The organism is Bacillus sp. AC266, from assembly GCF_979253805.1.
The window spans coordinates 608,377-625,489 of the sequence record NZ_CEEDEC010000001.1 but is presented as its reverse complement, the minus strand read 5'-3'; the positions used below and the strand labels follow the sequence as shown (position 1 = coordinate 625,489).

The 17,113-nt window shown below is 34.4% G+C and carries 19 protein-coding genes and 1 pseudogene; 6 read left to right on the top strand and 14 right to left on the bottom strand.

All coding sequences use genetic code 11. The features are described from left to right. The first annotated feature begins 705 nt into the window (after positions 1–705). The 3 genes from AC0IXC_RS03235 to AC0IXC_RS03225 all read left to right on the top strand — a co-directional run bounded on the left by AC0IXC_RS03235 (position 706) and on the right by AC0IXC_RS03225 (position 2,405). A complete protein-coding gene (locus AC0IXC_RS03235; RefSeq protein ID WP_002142078.1) occupies positions 706–1,329 on the top strand; it encodes a hypothetical protein in 624 nt (207 codons plus the stop codon). 129 nt (positions 1,330–1,458) lie between these two features. Further along, a complete protein-coding gene (locus tag AC0IXC_RS03230; RefSeq protein WP_471652571.1) occupies positions 1,459–1,815 on the top strand; it encodes a cytoplasmic protein in 357 nt (118 codons plus the stop codon). A 137-nt stretch (positions 1,816–1,952) separates the two neighbouring features. Beyond that, positions 1,953–2,405, top strand: coding sequence for a hypothetical protein (locus AC0IXC_RS03225; RefSeq protein WP_002142080.1), 453 nt, complete (start codon positions 1,953–1,955; stop codon positions 2,403–2,405). A gap of 51 nt (positions 2,406–2,456) precedes the next feature. Here AC0IXC_RS03225 and AC0IXC_RS03220 read toward each other — a convergent pair whose 3' ends face one another. From AC0IXC_RS03220 to AC0IXC_RS03210, 3 genes are all read right to left on the bottom strand, one after another. Continuing rightward, complete coding sequence (locus AC0IXC_RS03220) at positions 2,457–2,642, bottom strand: hypothetical protein (protein ID WP_002085081.1); 186 nt, start codon at positions 2,640–2,642, stop codon at positions 2,457–2,459. A 132-nt stretch (positions 2,643–2,774) separates the two neighbouring features. Beyond that, positions 2,775–3,224, bottom strand: a complete 450-nt coding sequence (locus AC0IXC_RS03215; RefSeq protein WP_471652570.1) for a DUF6884 domain-containing protein — start codon at positions 3,222–3,224, stop codon at positions 2,775–2,777. A gap of 20 nt (positions 3,225–3,244) precedes the next feature. Further along, complete coding sequence (locus AC0IXC_RS03210) at positions 3,245–4,453, bottom strand: hypothetical protein (protein ID WP_016091538.1); 1,209 nt, start codon at positions 4,451–4,453, stop codon at positions 3,245–3,247. A 177-nt stretch (positions 4,454–4,630) separates the two neighbouring features. Here AC0IXC_RS03210 and AC0IXC_RS03205 point away from each other — a divergent pair, with 177 nt between their 5' ends. Next, a complete protein-coding gene (locus AC0IXC_RS03205; protein WP_061690278.1) occupies positions 4,631–4,819 on the top strand; it encodes a DUF4017 family protein in 189 nt (62 codons plus the stop codon). A 129-nt stretch (positions 4,820–4,948) separates the two neighbouring features. On the opposite strand, the gene ppaC is transcribed toward AC0IXC_RS03205, so the two are convergent. The 4 genes from ppaC to AC0IXC_RS03185 all read right to left on the bottom strand — a co-directional run bounded on the left by ppaC (position 4,949) and on the right by AC0IXC_RS03185 (position 8,216). After that, positions 4,949–5,878: a manganese-dependent inorganic pyrophosphatase gene (gene ppaC / locus AC0IXC_RS03200; RefSeq protein WP_002032629.1), complete on the bottom strand. Its 930-nt coding sequence runs from the start codon at positions 5,876–5,878 to the stop codon at positions 4,949–4,951. 150 nt (positions 5,879–6,028) lie between these two features. Further along, positions 6,029–6,694, bottom strand: a complete 666-nt coding sequence (locus AC0IXC_RS03195) for a lytic polysaccharide monooxygenase (protein ID WP_002012991.1) — start codon at positions 6,692–6,694, stop codon at positions 6,029–6,031. 247 nt (positions 6,695–6,941) lie between these two features. Next, positions 6,942–7,457 carry a DinB family protein gene (locus tag AC0IXC_RS03190; protein WP_016101259.1) on the bottom strand — a complete coding sequence of 172 codons (516 nt, stop codon included), beginning with the start codon at positions 7,455–7,457 and terminating at the stop codon, positions 6,942–6,944. Between the two features lie 255 nt (positions 7,458–7,712). Further along, positions 7,713–8,216 carry a GNAT family N-acetyltransferase gene (locus tag AC0IXC_RS03185; RefSeq protein ID WP_193653656.1) on the bottom strand — a complete coding sequence of 168 codons (504 nt, stop codon included), beginning with the start codon at positions 8,214–8,216 and terminating at the stop codon, positions 7,713–7,715. A gap of 105 nt (positions 8,217–8,321) precedes the next feature. Between AC0IXC_RS03185 and AC0IXC_RS03180 the strand changes: the two genes are divergently transcribed. After that, positions 8,322–8,963 (top strand): HD domain-containing protein, encoded by a 642-nt coding sequence (locus AC0IXC_RS03180; protein WP_193653655.1) that lies wholly within the window; start codon positions 8,322–8,324, stop codon positions 8,961–8,963. 1 nt (position 8,964) lies between these two features. Beyond that, positions 8,965–9,236, top strand: a pseudogene (locus AC0IXC_RS03175) (hypothetical protein). A gap of 54 nt (positions 9,237–9,290) precedes the next feature. On the opposite strand, the gene AC0IXC_RS03170 reads toward AC0IXC_RS03175, so the two are convergent. The 7 genes from AC0IXC_RS03170 to AC0IXC_RS03140 all read right to left on the bottom strand — a co-directional run bounded on the left by AC0IXC_RS03170 (position 9,291) and on the right by AC0IXC_RS03140 (position 16,974). Next, entirely contained in the window at positions 9,291–9,656 is a 366-nt protein-coding gene (locus tag AC0IXC_RS03170; RefSeq protein ID WP_002085063.1) for a carboxymuconolactone decarboxylase family protein, read from the bottom strand. Positions 9,657–9,781: 125 nt separating this feature from the next. Then, on the bottom strand, positions 9,782–11,272 hold the full coding sequence (locus tag AC0IXC_RS03165) for an alanine/glycine:cation symporter family protein (RefSeq protein WP_002189873.1): 1,491 nt from the start codon (positions 11,270–11,272) through the stop codon (positions 9,782–9,784). Positions 11,273–11,404: 132 nt separating this feature from the next. Next, a complete protein-coding gene (locus AC0IXC_RS03160; protein ID WP_431179571.1) occupies positions 11,405–12,889 on the bottom strand; it encodes an aldehyde dehydrogenase family protein in 1,485 nt (494 codons plus the stop codon). 18 nt (positions 12,890–12,907) lie between these two features. Further along, positions 12,908–13,804, bottom strand: a complete 897-nt coding sequence (dapA, locus tag AC0IXC_RS03155) for a 4-hydroxy-tetrahydrodipicolinate synthase (protein WP_471652569.1) — start codon at positions 13,802–13,804, stop codon at positions 12,908–12,910. Positions 13,805–13,826: 22 nt separating this feature from the next. Next, the gene (locus AC0IXC_RS03150; protein ID WP_471652568.1) at positions 13,827–14,768 is read right to left on the bottom strand and encodes a proline racemase family protein; all 942 of its coding nucleotides are present in this window, start codon (positions 14,766–14,768) and stop codon (positions 13,827–13,829) included. Beyond that, positions 14,765–15,802: a proline racemase family protein gene (locus AC0IXC_RS03145; RefSeq protein ID WP_078185957.1), complete on the bottom strand. Its 1,038-nt coding sequence runs from the start codon at positions 15,800–15,802 to the stop codon at positions 14,765–14,767. Before AC0IXC_RS03145 ends, AC0IXC_RS03150 begins: the two co-directional genes overlap by 4 nt. Next, positions 15,799–16,974, bottom strand: coding sequence for an NAD(P)/FAD-dependent oxidoreductase (locus tag AC0IXC_RS03140; protein ID WP_002032609.1), 1,176 nt, complete (start codon positions 16,972–16,974; stop codon positions 15,799–15,801). The genes AC0IXC_RS03145 and AC0IXC_RS03140 overlap by 4 nt, the downstream gene beginning before the upstream one ends. Positions 16,975–17,113: the final 139 nt, after the last annotated feature.

Sequence of the window (17,113 nt, the reverse complement as noted above, 5' to 3'; positions counted from 1 at the left end):
ACGTTAATACATGTGCCAAATATATATCATTCAAACAAATTTTCTCAACATATAACTTATAGACTTACTACAATACAGTTGTTACCATATATAATAATCTGTTAGATAAACCCCTTATGTTGACCTGCTTAAATTAGCAGGTCTTTTTTTATACTTACATATTGCAATGTATCGTAGCCTGGCTGAAAAGTCTTTTCTCCATTTTAGAACCCTATTCTGCTCTCCACAAATGATTATAATTCCAAAAAGCAAAATATAAATCCGCTACATTCATACAAGCAATTCATTTTTTCTCAATACACAAAGTGAATTTCATTTGTTACTATAAAAGTACTCTAGATGAGTTTTTGCTCATCTACATTATCTAGTTAAAGGGATCTGCCGCGGGAAGCAGATCCCTTTAACTTTATTAAAAAGCACCCTTCTCATTTGGACACATTTACCAGGTTTTTTTGAAAGAATTTTATGTTAATATTACGTAGTCGAGTCCGACATCTCGGCAATACCCTTTTGAGGTCCTGCAATTTCCCTTGCAGGACCTCTATTATTTTAAAATTCTTTTTATTCATATATATCATAAGTGTGTTTTTTATTCCCCTTCAACTTTCTCCTTTTCCAACTCTCAAAAAAACTCTTGGACACGTAACTTAAAAATAACGTTTATCATATTGTGAGATATACATGTTCAAAGGAGTGTAACTATTTATGTATACTTATTGGCAATCGTATTACTCCCCTTATCATATCACTAATGGAAACTTCGATTCATTTGTACGAAATTACCGAGTTAGTAAAAACGAAAACTTTCTAAAAGGATATATGCGTTCTTTATGGGAACAACACGTTGCTTGGACACGATTAGCCATTATAGGCATCATCTTTAACTTGCCCGACGTAAACGTTACCGTTGGACGTCTTCTACAAAATGCAACACACATGGGGCTATCACTTGAACCATTCTACGGAGAAAATGCAGTGAAAAAATATAGTGCATTAATTAAAGACCACTTAACAATCGCTGCTGATCTTGTTAAAGCCGCAAAAGCTGGTGATCAAAACGCAGCGGCCGCTATAGAAAAGAAATGGTACGCTAATGGTGATGAAATCACTGAATTTCTTAACAGTATCAACCCATATATAGATAAAGAAGAATTTAGAAAAATGTTTTATGAGCATTTAGCGTTAACGAAAGCGGAAGCACTTGCCTTCCTAAATAAAGATTATGATGCCAGTGTAAAACTATACGATAAAATTGAAAAAGAAGCATTAGAAATGGCCGACATGATAACAAACGCAATCGTAAAACAATTTCCGCAAGTATTTCAATAAAAATAAGCCGATTTGAAAAAACAAATCGGCTTATTTAGTTTTCTATCAATGATATTTCACCACTCCTCTTTACATTTAACGTATATCGATATATTTTATTAATATCCGTTTTTTATAGGAGGAAATAGTTTGATTAACGCAATTGGTCTCGTATTTATTCTCACAAATAAGTACGAGAAAAAGAAGAAAGTTTATCTGAATGAAAAATTTGCATTAATAGACGTTATTGATTCTAAAGAAGTATTTGATGATGAAGGTAACTCATTAGTAGAACTAACATGTAAATACAGCATATACTTAGATGAAAAATACTATTGTAAATCTCTCGATGATTATACTGGACAAGTATTCCCCTTCTTAAGCGCAAAAATAGGAAAGGGACTTCTTAGAAACTTAAATTATTACTTTTCTTACGTTGATGCCTATGATAAAAAACCACCTGTTAAAGAAATAAGAACGCTTATGAAACAAGTAACTAACAGATAGCGGACAGTATTCAAAAAGAAAGCACCTAACTTCAGATGCTTTCTTTTTTTGAATCAGTAACTCTCTAACTTTCATATCCTTCTAAATATATATACCCAAGCATACTTTAAAATAAAAACATTGGAGGATTAGGCTGAATGAAATATTCAGAATCAATCGTAAGTAAACGGCTTCGAAAACTTAAAACAACTGGTATGTTTTTTATACTATTTTTAATCGCCTGGCTTGGATATACAAAATTCCTTTATGGAAATGGTTTTCTTCTAGAAAAGAAAAATTCAGTTGAAGTAATGAATACTAGCGTTACTGGAGAAATAGAAAAGAATTTCGATGTAAACTTACAAGGTTTTCGTAAAACGAACCTTGATACACTTATAGATGCTAGTAAAACCGATCTTAGCGAACTATCCTTAATTGAACTTATCAACACATCTTGTTCTAAAGATTGCATTGGCGAACCTTTAACTTACGTTAAATCAAACCACGGATATATCTTTTATAAGGAATCTAATGGTACTAATGTAGCTTTAAAGATTATAAAACAAGATTCATGGGAAATTGAAAAAAAATCTGTTCAAGATGGAATTTAAAAGGTTTATACACAAAAAGAGTACTTACTTCAAAGTACTCTTTTTAAAATATTACCACTTACGACATTTATCATCATCGTCGTCACGTTTACGATTGCGACGGCAATCATCACAATCACAGTCACGTTTACGTCTACAACCACAATCATCACAATCTCTGCGTCTACATCTTCCAAACATTAAATCATCCCAAAATCTATTACAATCTCTGCGTCTACAACCACAATTATTACACATGAATATGACTCTCCCCTAATATAAAATAGAATTCATCATATTCTATGTTTAAAAAGGTAAAAATGCTTGTTTACTAGTCTATTTTAAATGTATTAATTTGGCATAATTTGAATCTATATTACTAATTTATCCCTATACTTCCTTCTGCGCTTCCACAGCCCCCTTCAATCTCTGCAACATATACCCAATTCCTTTACACCCTTCTAATGGATATGTGATGATTTCTTCTGGATATAACTTCGTCACTATTTCTTTATGCTTCTTCCCCGCAAGTAAGACGATCTCTTCAAACTGAAGTAAATCTTTATCAATCATCTGTTGTTTTAATTGTTCTATGCTAATAATCTCATTACTATTTGAATCAAATGCAAGATCATAATTTTCCTTTACAATATCATTTGGTCTTAAAAATCCATGCTTTGCTGATAATATAACCCAATTCTCGAAAAACTCAGTTGCATACGCCTGACATGCTTTTCCGAATGGACTAATATATACATCTTTTGCCTCTGCCTCTCCGTAATCTGAGTACTTATCCCAAATTTTCTTCTTTCCGCACGGAATAATGCATAATCTTTTCATTGTTATTTCTTACCTCGCTTCTAACTTTTTAAATATAAAAATAGAGAATTCTCCACTTCTTCATACTCAGCTTCTATGTCTCCAATTCCCACAACGTTCCAACTATTATTTTTTTCTACCGGTTTTTCATTCATAATGATATGAACTTGTTTCATATTTTTATAATCTTCTTCAAAAGATGCTAAAACAGGCTGATTTAGCATATATGTTTTATTATGTATACTTACACTTACAAAGGTTTTATGTAATGCTTTATTTCCCTTTAAATTTACGTTCATTGGATTAAACATATTTAATTTTATATCCCCTATAATATACAGGTGATATCCTTTTTTCTCATTAAATTCTTTAAAATCCTTGTCTCTTTCGTTTTGAACAAAATGAATCATTTGCTTTGTTTCATTACTTATTGTAATTTCATTGTTTAAATCCAAATCCACATTTATATTTTGTTTTAAAAAAGCATATAGCGATTTATCACTATTAAAGAAGCTCGTTTTCCACTCAGGAAGGATTTCATCTAATAATAAACATAAAAACATTCCTGAGCTATAGCAACTCTTTCTTATGTTACAATTAGCTTCATATGCATCTAAAATTAATCTACTATATTTTCGTAATGTTTCACTTTCATCATTATTACATACTGTATTGTAAGCATTCATTTCAACATACCAAGCAGGCCCTTCTATACTTTCAACCATACACTCGTATGTTACAAACTCTTCTTTCATAAAATTAGCCCTTTGCTCTCTTAGTTCAATAAATTGCTTAATATAGTTATTCTTCTCAGCTTGTGACTTACAATGAACAGCATCATATAAACAAATTCGTTCTTTATTTCGTAATTCAATATTTTCTTCTAATATAGGATATTGAAATCCTAGGGATTCATTTGGAAATCTACTTTCACCATTCAAATATTGATAACAATGAAAAAGTTCATGCACTACAATCGCAAATAAACTTTCATAATCTCTATACCTATTCATATTGACGATGGCAGTTGGATAATCTTTGAATATGATGAATGTATCTCCTTTAAATTGTTCATTCCAATTTAAAACGGTATACCCATCATCATCCTCTGTCAGAAATAATGGATGATGAAATACATACACATACTCATCATCATACAATGCAAAAGCAGCCCTCTTAAAATCAGGCCATAGCTTATACAATAACTCCATATTTATATCTTGCTTCATTCTATTTAATATATTGTCCATTATACAAATCCCCCTATATCATTCTTTATATATATATCATCTACCCTATTTTCAAATAACCATTTCATTTACATAATTACAAAAATATATATTTTGTACATAATTTTCCAAATACAAACTTATCATGTATTATATAAATATAGTCATAACATTGGTATTAAAAGGAGGTGAACAATTATGAAAAATATAATCCCAGCATTATTAGCTTATATTATTGTTTGTATCATCGCAATTATCATTCCAGCATCTGAGGGCTATAATACTGTAGGTTGGAAATTCTTTGTTGGGCAAGCGTACGCAATACCTATTTTCATTATTGCTGCTATTATCACATTTTATATAAATAAGAAACGATCTTATGAATAAATGATAAGAAGGATAGCTATTGCTATCCTTTTTTATTTCCATCCAATAGGCTCTTCTGTAATTTTATAATAAAAAGGACAAGTAGCCAATATGACTACTTGTCCTTTCTTTTATCCATACTCAATAATATTAAGCTTGGAATGTTTCTGTTAGTACAGGAACGATTTGTTTTTTACGAGATACAACACCTTTTAAAGTAGCTGTGTTGTTTTGTAATGTTACGTTGTAAGCTTTCTCAACAACGTTTGTTGCTTTACCAATCGCAAGACCAACAGAATCGTTAGTTAAGATATCAGTTACAACGAATAAGAATAGGTCCAAACCTTTTTCTTCTACTACTGTAGTGATAACTTTTTCAAGTTCTGCTTGGTGTACAAGAACGTCGTTTGTATCAACAGCGTTTACTTGTGCGATTTCAACTTTCGCGTTACCCATTTGGAATTCTTTAGCGTCAAGAGAGATTAATTGCTCCATTGTTTTTCCGCTTAAATCAGCACCAGCTTTTAACATTTCTAAGCCGTAGCTATCTGCATCTACACCAGCGATTTCCGCTAATTCACGAGCTGCTGCTACGTCTTGTTCTGTGCAAGTTGGAGATTTGAATAGTAAAGAATCTGAAATGATTGCAGATAACATTAAACCAGCAACTTCTTTACGAATTGTAACGCCATTTTCTTTGTACATTTTGTTTAAGATTGTAGCTGTACATCCAACTGGCTCACAACGGTAGTAAATAGGATCGCTTGTTTCAAAGTTAGCAATACGGTGATGGTCAATAACTTCTAACACACGAACAGATTCGATATCGTTAGCACTTTGTTGACGCTCGTTATGGTCAACTAAAATAACGTTGTCCACTTCGTTTGCTACTGTCTCAACAAAACGCGGTCCTTCTACTTTAAAAGAGTCTAACGCAAATTGAGTTTCACCACTGATTTCGCCTAAACGTACAGGCTCAGCATTCATTCCTAATTCTTTTTTCAATTCTGCATAAGCAATCGCAGAACAAATTGCATCTGTATCTGGGTTTTTATGCCCGAAAACTAGTACTTTTTCCATGTTTTCCACCTCTTCATGAAAAGGATATCTTAAAGAAGCAAATATGACAATATTTTAGACACATTTTTTTATAAATAATTGCAGTTTCTTCTATATTTTTCATAAAAAAATCATCTAAAATGAATTAGATGATCAAAATGTATATTTAATTTAAAATAGTGTAGGAACTTGCACTACATTGTTAAAAGCAAAATTGGAATTTAAACCATTATTCACAAGGTTCACATCAATAACTTGATAAAACGCATTTCCAGTGTCCGCAATCTCCCAAACAGCTAAAATAAGATGGTAGCCACTACGGTCAGTTGGTACATTTGCTTCATGCGTTACTGTTGTCCCCGGTCTAACTCCGCCATCATTTTTTACATAGAACGGCACTAAATCTAAACTAGACCTTGTTAAAGGCATATTTGGATTCCAATCCTTCTTTGTAATGTAGTATTTCCATTCTTTCGTACTATGAGGAGCGGTTAGTTTCCACTTGAATGTATTCATCCCGCCGTTTAACGTAACTTTCTTCCACCTATCAACTGCTTGAACGTCTAAAGCAGGAAAATGGCCAGCTCCTGCGATTTGTCCATCAGAAGGTCCTAATTGCGGAAAACCCCCTATTCCTTCTACACTTTGTGGTTCATATTGAACTGGACCGCAATTTACATTTACCCCTTGCTTACATAAATAAGATCGGCTCGCTGGTGATTCTACATACCCATGAGCTGAAGCCTTTTCTGAAAATCCAAATGTTAATAACCCCGTAAGTAATATCCCGCCACTTAATATAACCTTCTTTACCTTTTGTAAACTTGTCTTTTTCATTCTTTCATCCCCTTCCCAAAAATGAAATGAAAATAACTATAGTTGCCTAGTCATCTTCTCTACATCCATTATAAGTGGAAGAGTATTACTAAAAGAACCCTCTAAAAACTTTCTCAAATTCAATTAGTATATTAAATAAAGTTTATTGATACATTCAAATAACACCGCTAGAAAAATATAGACGGTGTTAAATATACTCAATTAAACCATTCGTTTATAAATAAATTACGAAATTGGCAAAGGTAGTCTAGTTATCGAATAGCCCTCTTCCTCTCAGATTTGCGGAAACAGGCTCCTTTCCTATTTCACGTGCCCATATAGATAACTGGCCGATATGGTGGATTTCATGGACAATGACATGACGTATTATCTCTCCGTGTGTACATTCAATGACTCGGCGCCTGATTGGGGCGTCTCTAGAGCTAATCGGTTCTTCATTGAAATCAGTTTCTGAAAGTTTCCGAGAATCCATTTCATTTGTCCAAGATGTCACAAATGGCTTCACTTTCTCGTGATATTGAGCTGAGAGATTTTTTACTTTTTGCAAGCTGGCATACTCTTCAAACAATGGCTCCTCAGGAACTGGCTCACCTCGCAAACCTAAGATCCACATATATTCCACATCTACAATGTGAAATAGGGTATGTAGTATACTGCCGAACCCACCGACCCGTTTCTTTAATAGTTCTTCATCCGGCATGTCTTCGCACAATGTAAACCACTCATCACGAACTTGCCAATTATATTGAAACAGTTTCAACATCACAGCAACCTCCATCTTTTAGATTAACATTTAATATTCACCAAAAGACTTCAAAATTCCTATTTAAATAATACCTCTTATAAACCTATTAAAACCTTATACAAATTGGCCCTCAAATTGAACATTCAATATGAAGTTAATGAATGAAAAGAAAACCCCTATTATACAGGGGTTTATCAATCTTTTTATAAATCAATACTCAGACCTAATAACAACTTCGTGGTTTGAAAATATCCCTCTTTTTAAATAAAAATACTAAATCATTTTATAATAAATAACCGTTGCATCTAACTCACCATTCGGAGAAATTGCATATTCAGGTATTTTTCCAACTTCTTGATAGTCTAATGATTTATACAATCTATTGGAAGGGTCTCCTTCTCTCGTATCTAGTACTAAAAGAGACCGTTTTTCTTGTTTTGCTCGCTCCTCTGCTTTTTGCATGAGTAAACGTCCAATACCATTACGTCTAAAGTTTGGATGAGTCATTAACTTGCAAATTTCAGCTCTATGTATCCCATTAGGCTTTGTAACTAAATGTAATTGAATACTCCCTGCCACTTCATTGTTTATTTTAGCAACATACAATATCACTTCTGGTGCTAATATAGTTTGCCAATAATTTGTTGCTTCTTTTTGTTCCAGTGGAGGTAAAAAACCAATTGACGCCTCATCATTTACTACAGTTTTCAACAGTTCAGAAAGCTCTTCAATGTCTTCATCAAGTCGTTTAATTTCTTCTATTACTATACTTCGCATTCCTTTTCCCCCTTTTGTTTCATTGTAACAATTTTTAAAGCAGGAATAATGAAATACTAAGATGAAATTATTAAATATATGATTTTTTAGAGAAAGGATACCTATATGAAGTATATATTAGATAGGAAATATGCAAGAGAATTACTCCAGTGGGCATATGAGCAAAACCCAGGTCCGTGGTTCGATCATTCACGTAATGTTGCCCTTGCAACTGAAAAGATAGTTGTTGAACTTATTAATAATGGGTACGACCTAGATGCTGATATAGCATACAACGCTGCCCTCCTACATGACATAGGAAGATATAAAGGTTTTACTAAATCTGTTATTCATTCCTATGATGGTTATATGTATATGAATGATTTAGGGTATACAGGAAACGCCATTATATGTGTGACGCATTCATTTCCTTGCAAAAATGAGCATTTAGATATCGCGGCAGAGTGGAGCATTGTTCCTGATTATATGGAAAGCCGATTAATTGAAATATTGAATGAAAACAGTGACTACGACTTATACAATAAGGTGATTACCCTTTGTGACGCACTTGCTGATGCGGAAGGCTTTACTACTCTTGAAAAAAGATTGGTTTCAGTTGGTTTACGTCATGGCACAACCTCTCATACTTCTTTCCATTGGAAGGGATTCTATGCAATTAAGAAAGAATTAGAATCTTTAATTGGTAAGAGCATATACACACTTCTCCCTAATATAGAGACATCGATTTATAAAAATATAGAATATTAAAATGGGATTTGACTTGATAGAACATAAAGGTAACTTTGATTTTGGATATGAAGATATTGCGGGTATATCTCGGAAATGTAAATTTTCTAATTGTTCGCATACAAATGAACCACACTGTGCAGTAAAAAAGCTATCTCTGACGGCATACTTTCTGAAGAAATATTTAATAGTTTTTATAGAGATTTAAACGAGGCACACTATGTTTCTAAACAGAGTAATAAAACAAAAGCTATCGACTATATGAAACAATTGAAACTCTTTCAAAAAAATTAGACTAAACTAGAAAGTCCCCCTTAAAAGAATATTTTAAGGAGGGCTTTTTCTTGTTTAATGACTTTGATGTTTCAATTCCACCAGACATTCTTGTACTAAGGTTACTGCCTGACTCATTGCAGCTCCCCCAGCAAACGCGGCTGAAACACCACAAGCCTCTAAAATTTCTTTATCAGAACATCCTTGGTCAATACAGCCCTTCGTATGATAAATCGTACAATATTCGTCTTGTGTTGCTAAACTAATCCCTAATGCAATGAGCTGCTTTTCTCTTTTAGTTAATGTACCCTCCTGAAAACATGCTTGTGTAAAAGCGTTATATGTTTCTGCAATTTCAGGGATTTGTTGCGTAAAATTCCCTATACCTTCTTTATAATCAAGTAATACATCATTTATAGAGCCATATTGTTGATTTTCCATCGTATATCCTCCATTCATTTTATTCACACTTACTTTAGTATGAGATAAAATGAAGGACATATACAAATATTTACTTTAAAAAATAGAATGAATTTTCAGTTTATTTTACTTTTAAATTTGCACATCTACAGTTTCAGCCCATTATCTACTGACACTTTTTCTTTAGAATTTTTCCTTTCAACCTCTTTATTTCTTTCTTCCCAAAATGTTAAACCTTCAATTCCCACATTTTTAGGATCAAACACTGGATCTTTCCCTTCTTTTTTCTGCGTTTCATAGTCTTTTAACACTTTTAATGCCGTTTTACTTAATAATAGAATCGCGATTAAGTTTAACCATGCCATACTACCGATTCCTAAATCTCCAAGGTTCCATAATAGCGACGCTGATTCTACGCTACCGATGTAAACCATAATTAAAAACCCAATTTTCAAAACTGGTTTTAACCAGCTATATTTGAGGTCACGATCTAAATAAGTGAGTGTCGTTTCAGCGATATAGTAGTACGCGAGTAAAGTTGTAAATGCAAAAAAGAAGATTGCGATTGAAATAAATAATGGACCAAATCCTGTCATAACAGTTTCAACTGCTTGTTGTGTATAGATTGGACCTGCATCTACATTTCCCATATTCTTTACAATAGCGCTTTTCCCTTCAGGTATTACATTATACATACCTGTTATTAATATCATAAGAGCTGTCGCTGTACATACTACAATTGTATCAATATATACAGAAAACGCTTGAACTAGCCCTTGTTTTGCAGGATGAGATACTTCAGCAGCAGCGGAGCTATATGTCGCTTCCCCAACACCAGCGACGTTTGAAAATACAGCACGCTTTACTCCCCATGCAATAGCTGCGCCGACGATGCCGCCAAACATTTCATTTACACCAAAAGCACTTGAGAAAATTAAAGCAAACATACTTGGAATTTCCGTTACATTCGCAATTAATACGATACATGTAACAATTACATAACCAATTGCCATAAATGGAACTAGCATTTGAGAAACGCCCGCAATTCTCTTTACGCCACCAAAAATGATAGCTGCTAATAATACGACTAACAATATACCAGTTATATATTTGCTAATACCATTAGAATTTTCAAATCCAACTGCGATACTACTCGATTGAATACCTGGTAATAAAACGCCATATGATAGTGTTACAACGACCGCTACAATGACCGCAAACCATTTCATTTTCAAGCCTTTCTCAATGAAATATGGCGTACCACCACGGTATTCATTGCCTACTTTACTTTTATATACTTGTGCTAATGTTGATTCAATAAATGCACTAGCTGCTCCTAATAATGCCATCACCCACATCCAAAATACAGCTCCAGGTCCGCCGAAAGCGATAGCTGTCGCTACTCCTGCGATATTACCAATTCCAACCCTACCTGATAACGCCAAACAAAATGCTTGAAAGGATGATATCCCAGTCTCCGAGCTCTTCCCTTCAAATAATAGTTTAATCATCTCCTTAAAATAGCGAATTTGTAAAAAACGAGTTGCAATTGTGAAATACACTCCTGCTCCTAATGCGAAAACAACTAAACCAATACTCCAAACTTGCCCTACTAACCATTCTACTAACTGCTCCATCCAAATCCCCCTTATAATTCTTTTGAAAAAGCAATTTTATATATAAGAAAACGGACAACTATTATTAAACCTTCCAGTTGTCCGCATCTCTCATTATTTCATCCCTCTATTTATTAACAGTTAGACTCTCTATTACTTTATATTTACCCAAACACTTTTCACTTCTGTATAGTTATCAAGGGCGTATGAACCTAATTCACGTCCGATACCAGATTGCTTATATCCACCAAATGGTGCAGCTGCATTTTCTAAGTTATAATCATTAATCCACACTGTTCCTGCCTTTAATTTATTGGCAACTTGATGTCCGGTTTTAATATTTTGTGTCCATACGCCCGCAGCAAGCCCGTAAGACGAGCGATTTGCTCTTTCAATTACTTCTTCTGTCGAATCGAACGGGAGTACAACGACAACTGGTCCGAAAATTTCTTCCTTAACGATTGTCATATCGTCTGTAACATTTGTGAATACTGTTGGCTGTACAAAATAACCTTTTTCAAATGCACGTTTACCACCAGCTGCAACAGTAGCACCTTCAGATTTTCCTTGTTCAATGTAATTTAGCACACGCTCTTGTTGTTTTTTAGATACGAGCGGTCCCATTTCAGTTTCCGCCTCCATACCTGCCCCTAGCTTCACGTTATTTGCCATTTTCACAAGTTCATTTACTACTATTTCATAATGTTTCCGATGAACGAAAACTCGAGATCCTGCGCTACAATTTTGACCATGATTATACATAATGCCTTGGAACGCACCGTTAATCGCTTCTTCTAAGTCAGCGTCTTCTAAAATGATGTTTGGTGACTTACCACCAAGTTCTAACGTTACATGTTTAATTGTTTCTGCAGATTGACGCATAATATATTTCCCTGTAACTGTTGAACCTGTGAAAGCTACTTTATCAATATCATGATGGTTTACAATTGCCGATCCTGCTTCAGGGCCGAAACCTGGTACAAAGTTTACGACACCGTTTGGAAAACCAGCTTCTTTAAAAAGCTTCGCTGTATATAGTAAAGATAAAGGTGTTTGCTCTGCTGGTTTTAATACAATCGTACAACCCGTCGCAAGAGCGGCCCCCATTTTCCAAGAAGACATAACGAGCGGAAAATTCCACGGGATAATTTGACCTACAACGCCAACCGGTTCATGGCGTGTGTAATTTAAATAATCTTTTGAAATTGGAATGGTTTGCCCAATAATTTTTGTAGCCCATCCCGCGTAATAGCGGTAATTTTCTACAGTCGCTGAAATATCATCATCAAGTGCTACTTGATATGGTTTTCCATTATCTAAAGCTTCCAGCTGTGCTAATTCTTCTCTATGCTCTTCAATTAAATCTGCTAATTTATAAATAAGGTGTGCTCTTTCAGCAGTAGTCATCTCTGCCCACGGGCCTGATTCAAAAGCAAATCTTGCCGCTTTTACTGCGACATCAATATCTTCTTCTTGCGCTTCACATACGACTGCTAGAACATCTTCTGTCGCTGGATTGTATGTTTCAAATGTCTTCCCACTTATTGAAGAAACAAATTCACCATTAATGAACATTTTAATTTCTTCATTTAAAAACGCTTTCACTTTTGGTTTCAGCTCAATGTTTGTCGTTAACATATATACTCTCCTCCTTATTTAAACAGCTGCATGAGCCGCAATTTCTGATAAAATCGTTTGAAGTTTTTGATCTTCTTCTTCAGTTAATCCTAATCTCGGATAACGTGAAGGTCCTCCGACTTGCCCATGTAATTCCATTGAACGTTTAACGATTTGCACATACTTTCCTGATCCTTCAAGAAACTCACAAAGAGGTAAAATAGCATCGTTCATTTCCCACGCTTTTTCTAATTCACCATTTTGAAAATGCTCATACATTTTCGTAACGAGTCCTGGAACGATATTTCCGGCTACTGAAACCCATCCCGATGCACCAACTAAATAAGATTCCATAACTAAATCTTCAGATCCGCAGAAGACTTGGAAAGCACCTTCACCTTGTCTTACTAAATCTCTCGCTTTTCGAATATCTCCGCTAGATTCTTTAATATGTGTAACATTTTCACTCTCTTTTCCAATACGGAGCATTAACTCTGTGCTCATATCAACACCAGAAGTAAATGGGTTATTGTATAGCATAATTGGTATATTTACAGCGTTTGAGATTTCTTTAAAATGAAAATAAATCTCCTCTTCCTTCGGTTTACAATAGTAAGAGTTTATAATTAATGCGCAATCCGCTCCGTGCGCTTCTGCATGTTTCGTATATTCAATCGTTTCTTTCGTCGTCTCTGCAGCAGTTCCAACAATGACAGGAATACGGCCATCAACTTCTTTTAATACTGTTTCTACCATGTTAAATCGTTCTTCTTTTGATAAACTAACAAATTCCCCTGTACTTCCATTAATAATAATTCCAGCTACCTTTTGCTCAATAAAGTAGTTTACGTTTTGTTTTACGCCTTTCCAATCAATCTCTTGAAATTCATCCATCGGTGTTATTAATACTGGAAATGCCCCTTTAATTTTTTGCATCTTTATCTCTCCCTTTAACATATTATTTTAATAAGAAACCTGTTGGAAACGGATCAGTAGGATCTAATATAAATGTTTGCATACCTGTAATAAACCCTCTACTTTCAAATCGAAAAATGTATCCGAGTTCTTCTTTCTTCACTTTTTCTACTGTTATAAAGCTATTAAAAATACTTTCATTTTTAAAAGGTTTATCCGCTATATAATCATTTTTAAATAATGTATGAACATAAGACACAATAGTAGAAACAAAACCTGGTGAACGTACTATAAAGTTATCTTCATGAAATGTAATCGACTTTATATGGTTCTTTTCTTTTTGCATAGAATCTACTAAAATAAGTCTTTTTATTAATGACTGTTTTTGTATAGCTTGAAGTGTAGCTTCACCCCATTTTTTTAATTTAGAGATGGTTTCAATACTGATTTCTGGCGAATACGTATCCTTTTCTACAACTGCATATACTTTATCTGCCTGTATGAGAGAGTAACTTATATTACCAACCTTTAAATTTTTCTCAATCATATAACATAGTTTGCTTTCAAACGAAACAGATACAACTTCATCATTCTCTACATATGCATTCACTGAAAATATGCCAGATAGCGTTTCGATTTTGTATTGATTAGACTCTCTCTTTTTTAAATACCCGCTTTCTAGTAACATCGTTATTACTGCGACAATGCCTCCGTAATGAAGAGGAATGGATCCTTCATGATTAAAAAACAATACAGCTGCATCCACTTCATTATGAATAGAAGGAACGACAATACATCCATTTAAACCGATAAAACCACGTGGTTCATTTAATAAAAGCTTCATTTCTTCTGCTAATTCACCTGAAAATTGTTCGTTTAATTGCTCCAAACTGTAGTAGTATTTACATGGTACGTCTTTCATTACACGAAATGCCTCGCCATTTACGTGTACGTCTACTGCTGTATACACTTTTTGAATGTTCATTTTACATCCTCCGTTTCATGTTCCATCGGCGGAATTAGCAAAAATCCTTCTTTAAGTGGATCCTTTTCATTGTAAAAAAATCTATGCATACCCATAAGCCAAGCTGATCCCGTAATTTTCGTTACTACAGCTTCAATATTTTCTACATATGTTGTATTCATAACACACCCTTTAAATAAAGAACCTACAATACTCTCATGAACAAATTCTTCATCGATATCAATTTTTTTATGAGCATATAATACAGCTAACTTCGCTGATGTTCCTGTGCCGCATGGAGATCGATCAATTCCTCCTGGCGGAACAACAACTGTATTTTTCACATGCGCACTTTCATGAGTAGGATCTGTATAAAATTCAACATGTGTTAATCCTCTTATAAACGAATACTCTGGATGAATGATTTCAAACTTCTCATTAATTGTATTTCTAATATGAATCGCCTTATCAATGATTGTAGATGCGTTTTCTGGTACTAACTCTAAACCTACTGACTTCGCATCGATAATGGCATAAAAATTCCCTCCATACGCAATATCAGCCTCTACAGTTCCAATTTCTTCGACGTGTACAGAAATATTTTTCAGTAAAAAAGCTGGTATGTTACAGAAGGAGACTTCTTTCGCTTTCCCATCTTGAACAGAAATATCTACTTCAACTAAGCCAGCTGGTGTATCTAGCTTTAAAGAAGTAACCGGTTCAATTACTGGAATTAAACCTGATTCAACTAAAGCTGTACATACACCGATTGTATCGTGGCCACACATCGGCAAATATCCACCTGTCTCTATGTATATAACACCTATATCAGCTTCAGGATGACATGGATCTGTTAATAATGCCCCTGACATTACATCATGACCACGAGGTTCATTCATTAACAATTTCCGAATCCAGTCATACTCTCTTTTCATATGTAACATCTTCTCTGCCATCGTCTCTCCAATTAACTTAGGAAGTCCGCTAATTAATGTCCTCGTTGGATTCCCGCCGGTATGTGTATCAATCGTCGTAAAAACTCTTTGTGACCTCATCCGTTTAACACCCTTTCTGTAAAACGACTCAAACGAAGTGGTTCAATAGGAATGATTGTTTCTTTTTCATTTAATAACTCTTCAATCACTTTCCCAGTAACTGCCGCAAGACTAATTCCATCACCTTCATGTCCTGCTGCTATAAAGTAGTTCGGAATATGTTCCACTCGTGAAATTATCGGCAAATGATCTTCTGTCCACGGGCGTAATCCAGCATATGAACGAATCACCATCATATCTGCCATTTTTGGATAAAAACGAATTGCTCTATTCGCAATACATTTAATAACCTCGTTATTTATCTTCGTATGAAAACCTACAAACTCTCTACTACTACCAATTAAAAAATTTTGGCTTTCTGTCGGTTCAAATACAAGTGCCACCCCATACTTTTCAGTTAAAGCATCCACTTTTCGTTTTCCACCAAATTTAGAAATTAAATAACCAAATTCCATTACTTTACGGCAGCCAACGTGTTGTTGCCTTGAAGCTACAATAATATGTCCCTTTCTCGGTTCAATTGGGATATTCACATCTAACATCTGTCCGATTTTAGGAGCCCACACACCGGCTGCGTTCACAACTTGCTTCGCAGTAAACGTTCCATTTGTTGTTTCTACAATAAAGGAACCGTCTATATCTCTTTTCACTTCTTTAACTTCTGTATGATTAAAAGCTTTTGTACCAAATTTCTTCGATTCTGCAAGAAGTGAAAAAGCAAGAAGATATGGATTTACAGTTGAATCCGTTGCACATTCTAAACCGCCTAATAAATCATCTGCAAAAAATGGTGATTCTTCTTTTATATCTTGCCTATCAAGCATTCGAAATGGTAAACCAACCTCTTTTTGACGATTTACCCATTGCTGCGCTGCCTCCATCTCTTCGTCTGATTCACAAACGAGAATGCTTCCTGGCGCTCTATATTCAAATGAGTGCTCCAATTCTTCACTTAATTCAGTTACTAAATTTTGACTTACTAACGACATTTGACTATCAAACCCTGGGTCTTTATCAATCGCCAAAATGTTCCCGTCACACCGTGAAGACGTTCCACTGACAAACTCCCCTTTTTCAATGATTGTTACGTCTCTTCCGTATTTTGATGTGTAATAAGCAATAGAACATCCTATAATACCACCGCCTATTATTAAAACGTCACAGTGTCTCACATAGCACCCCTCCTTTCTCCTAAATCTCTCACTTTCTATTTATGCAATTGGTGTGCCAACTCTACATACAGAACTATTTATATGAAATAATTTTTATTTGTAAAAATATTTTAAATTTATCGTAAATAGGTGTATTATT

Coding starts and splice junctions, on each gene's coding strand:
- AC0IXC_RS03235 (WP_002142078.1), top strand. CDS start 706: ATGTATACTTATTGGCAATCGTATTACTCCCCTTATCATATCACTAAT.
- AC0IXC_RS03225 (WP_002142080.1), top strand. CDS start 1,953: ATGAAATATTCAGAATCAATCGTAAGTAAACGGCTTCGAAAACTTAAA.
- AC0IXC_RS03220 (WP_002085081.1), bottom strand. CDS start 2,642: ATGTGTAATAATTGTGGTTGTAGACGCAGAGATTGTAATAGATTTTGG.
- AC0IXC_RS03215 (WP_471652570.1), bottom strand. CDS start 3,224: ATGAAAAGATTATGCATTATTCCGTGCGGAAAGAAGAAAATTTGGGAT.
- AC0IXC_RS03210 (WP_016091538.1), bottom strand. CDS start 4,453: ATGGACAATATATTAAATAGAATGAAGCAAGATATAAATATGGAGTTA.
- AC0IXC_RS03205 (WP_061690278.1), top strand. CDS start 4,631: ATGAAAAATATAATCCCAGCATTATTAGCTTATATTATTGTTTGTATC.
- ppaC (WP_002032629.1), bottom strand. CDS start 5,878: ATGGAAAAAGTACTAGTTTTCGGGCATAAAAACCCAGATACAGATGCA.
- AC0IXC_RS03195 (WP_002012991.1), bottom strand. CDS start 6,694: ATGAAAAAGACAAGTTTACAAAAGGTAAAGAAGGTTATATTAAGTGGC.
- AC0IXC_RS03190 (WP_016101259.1), bottom strand. CDS start 7,457: ATGTTGAAACTGTTTCAATATAATTGGCAAGTTCGTGATGAGTGGTTT.
- AC0IXC_RS03185 (WP_193653656.1), bottom strand. CDS start 8,216: ATGCGAAGTATAGTAATAGAAGAAATTAAACGACTTGATGAAGACATT.
- AC0IXC_RS03180 (WP_193653655.1), top strand. CDS start 8,322: ATGAAGTATATATTAGATAGGAAATATGCAAGAGAATTACTCCAGTGG.
- AC0IXC_RS03170 (WP_002085063.1), bottom strand. CDS start 9,656: ATGGAAAATCAACAATATGGCTCTATAAATGATGTATTACTTGATTAT.
- AC0IXC_RS03165 (WP_002189873.1), bottom strand. CDS start 11,272: ATGGAGCAGTTAGTAGAATGGTTAGTAGGGCAAGTTTGGAGTATTGGT.
- AC0IXC_RS03160 (WP_431179571.1), bottom strand. CDS start 12,889: ATGTTAACGACAAACATTGAGCTGAAACCAAAAGTGAAAGCGTTTTTA.
- dapA (WP_471652569.1), bottom strand. CDS start 13,804: ATGCAAAAAATTAAAGGGGCATTTCCAGTATTAATAACACCGATGGAT.
- AC0IXC_RS03150 (WP_471652568.1), bottom strand. CDS start 14,768: ATGAACATTCAAAAAGTGTATACAGCAGTAGACGTACACGTAAATGGC.
- AC0IXC_RS03145 (WP_078185957.1), bottom strand. CDS start 15,802: ATGAGGTCACAAAGAGTTTTTACGACGATTGATACACATACCGGCGGG.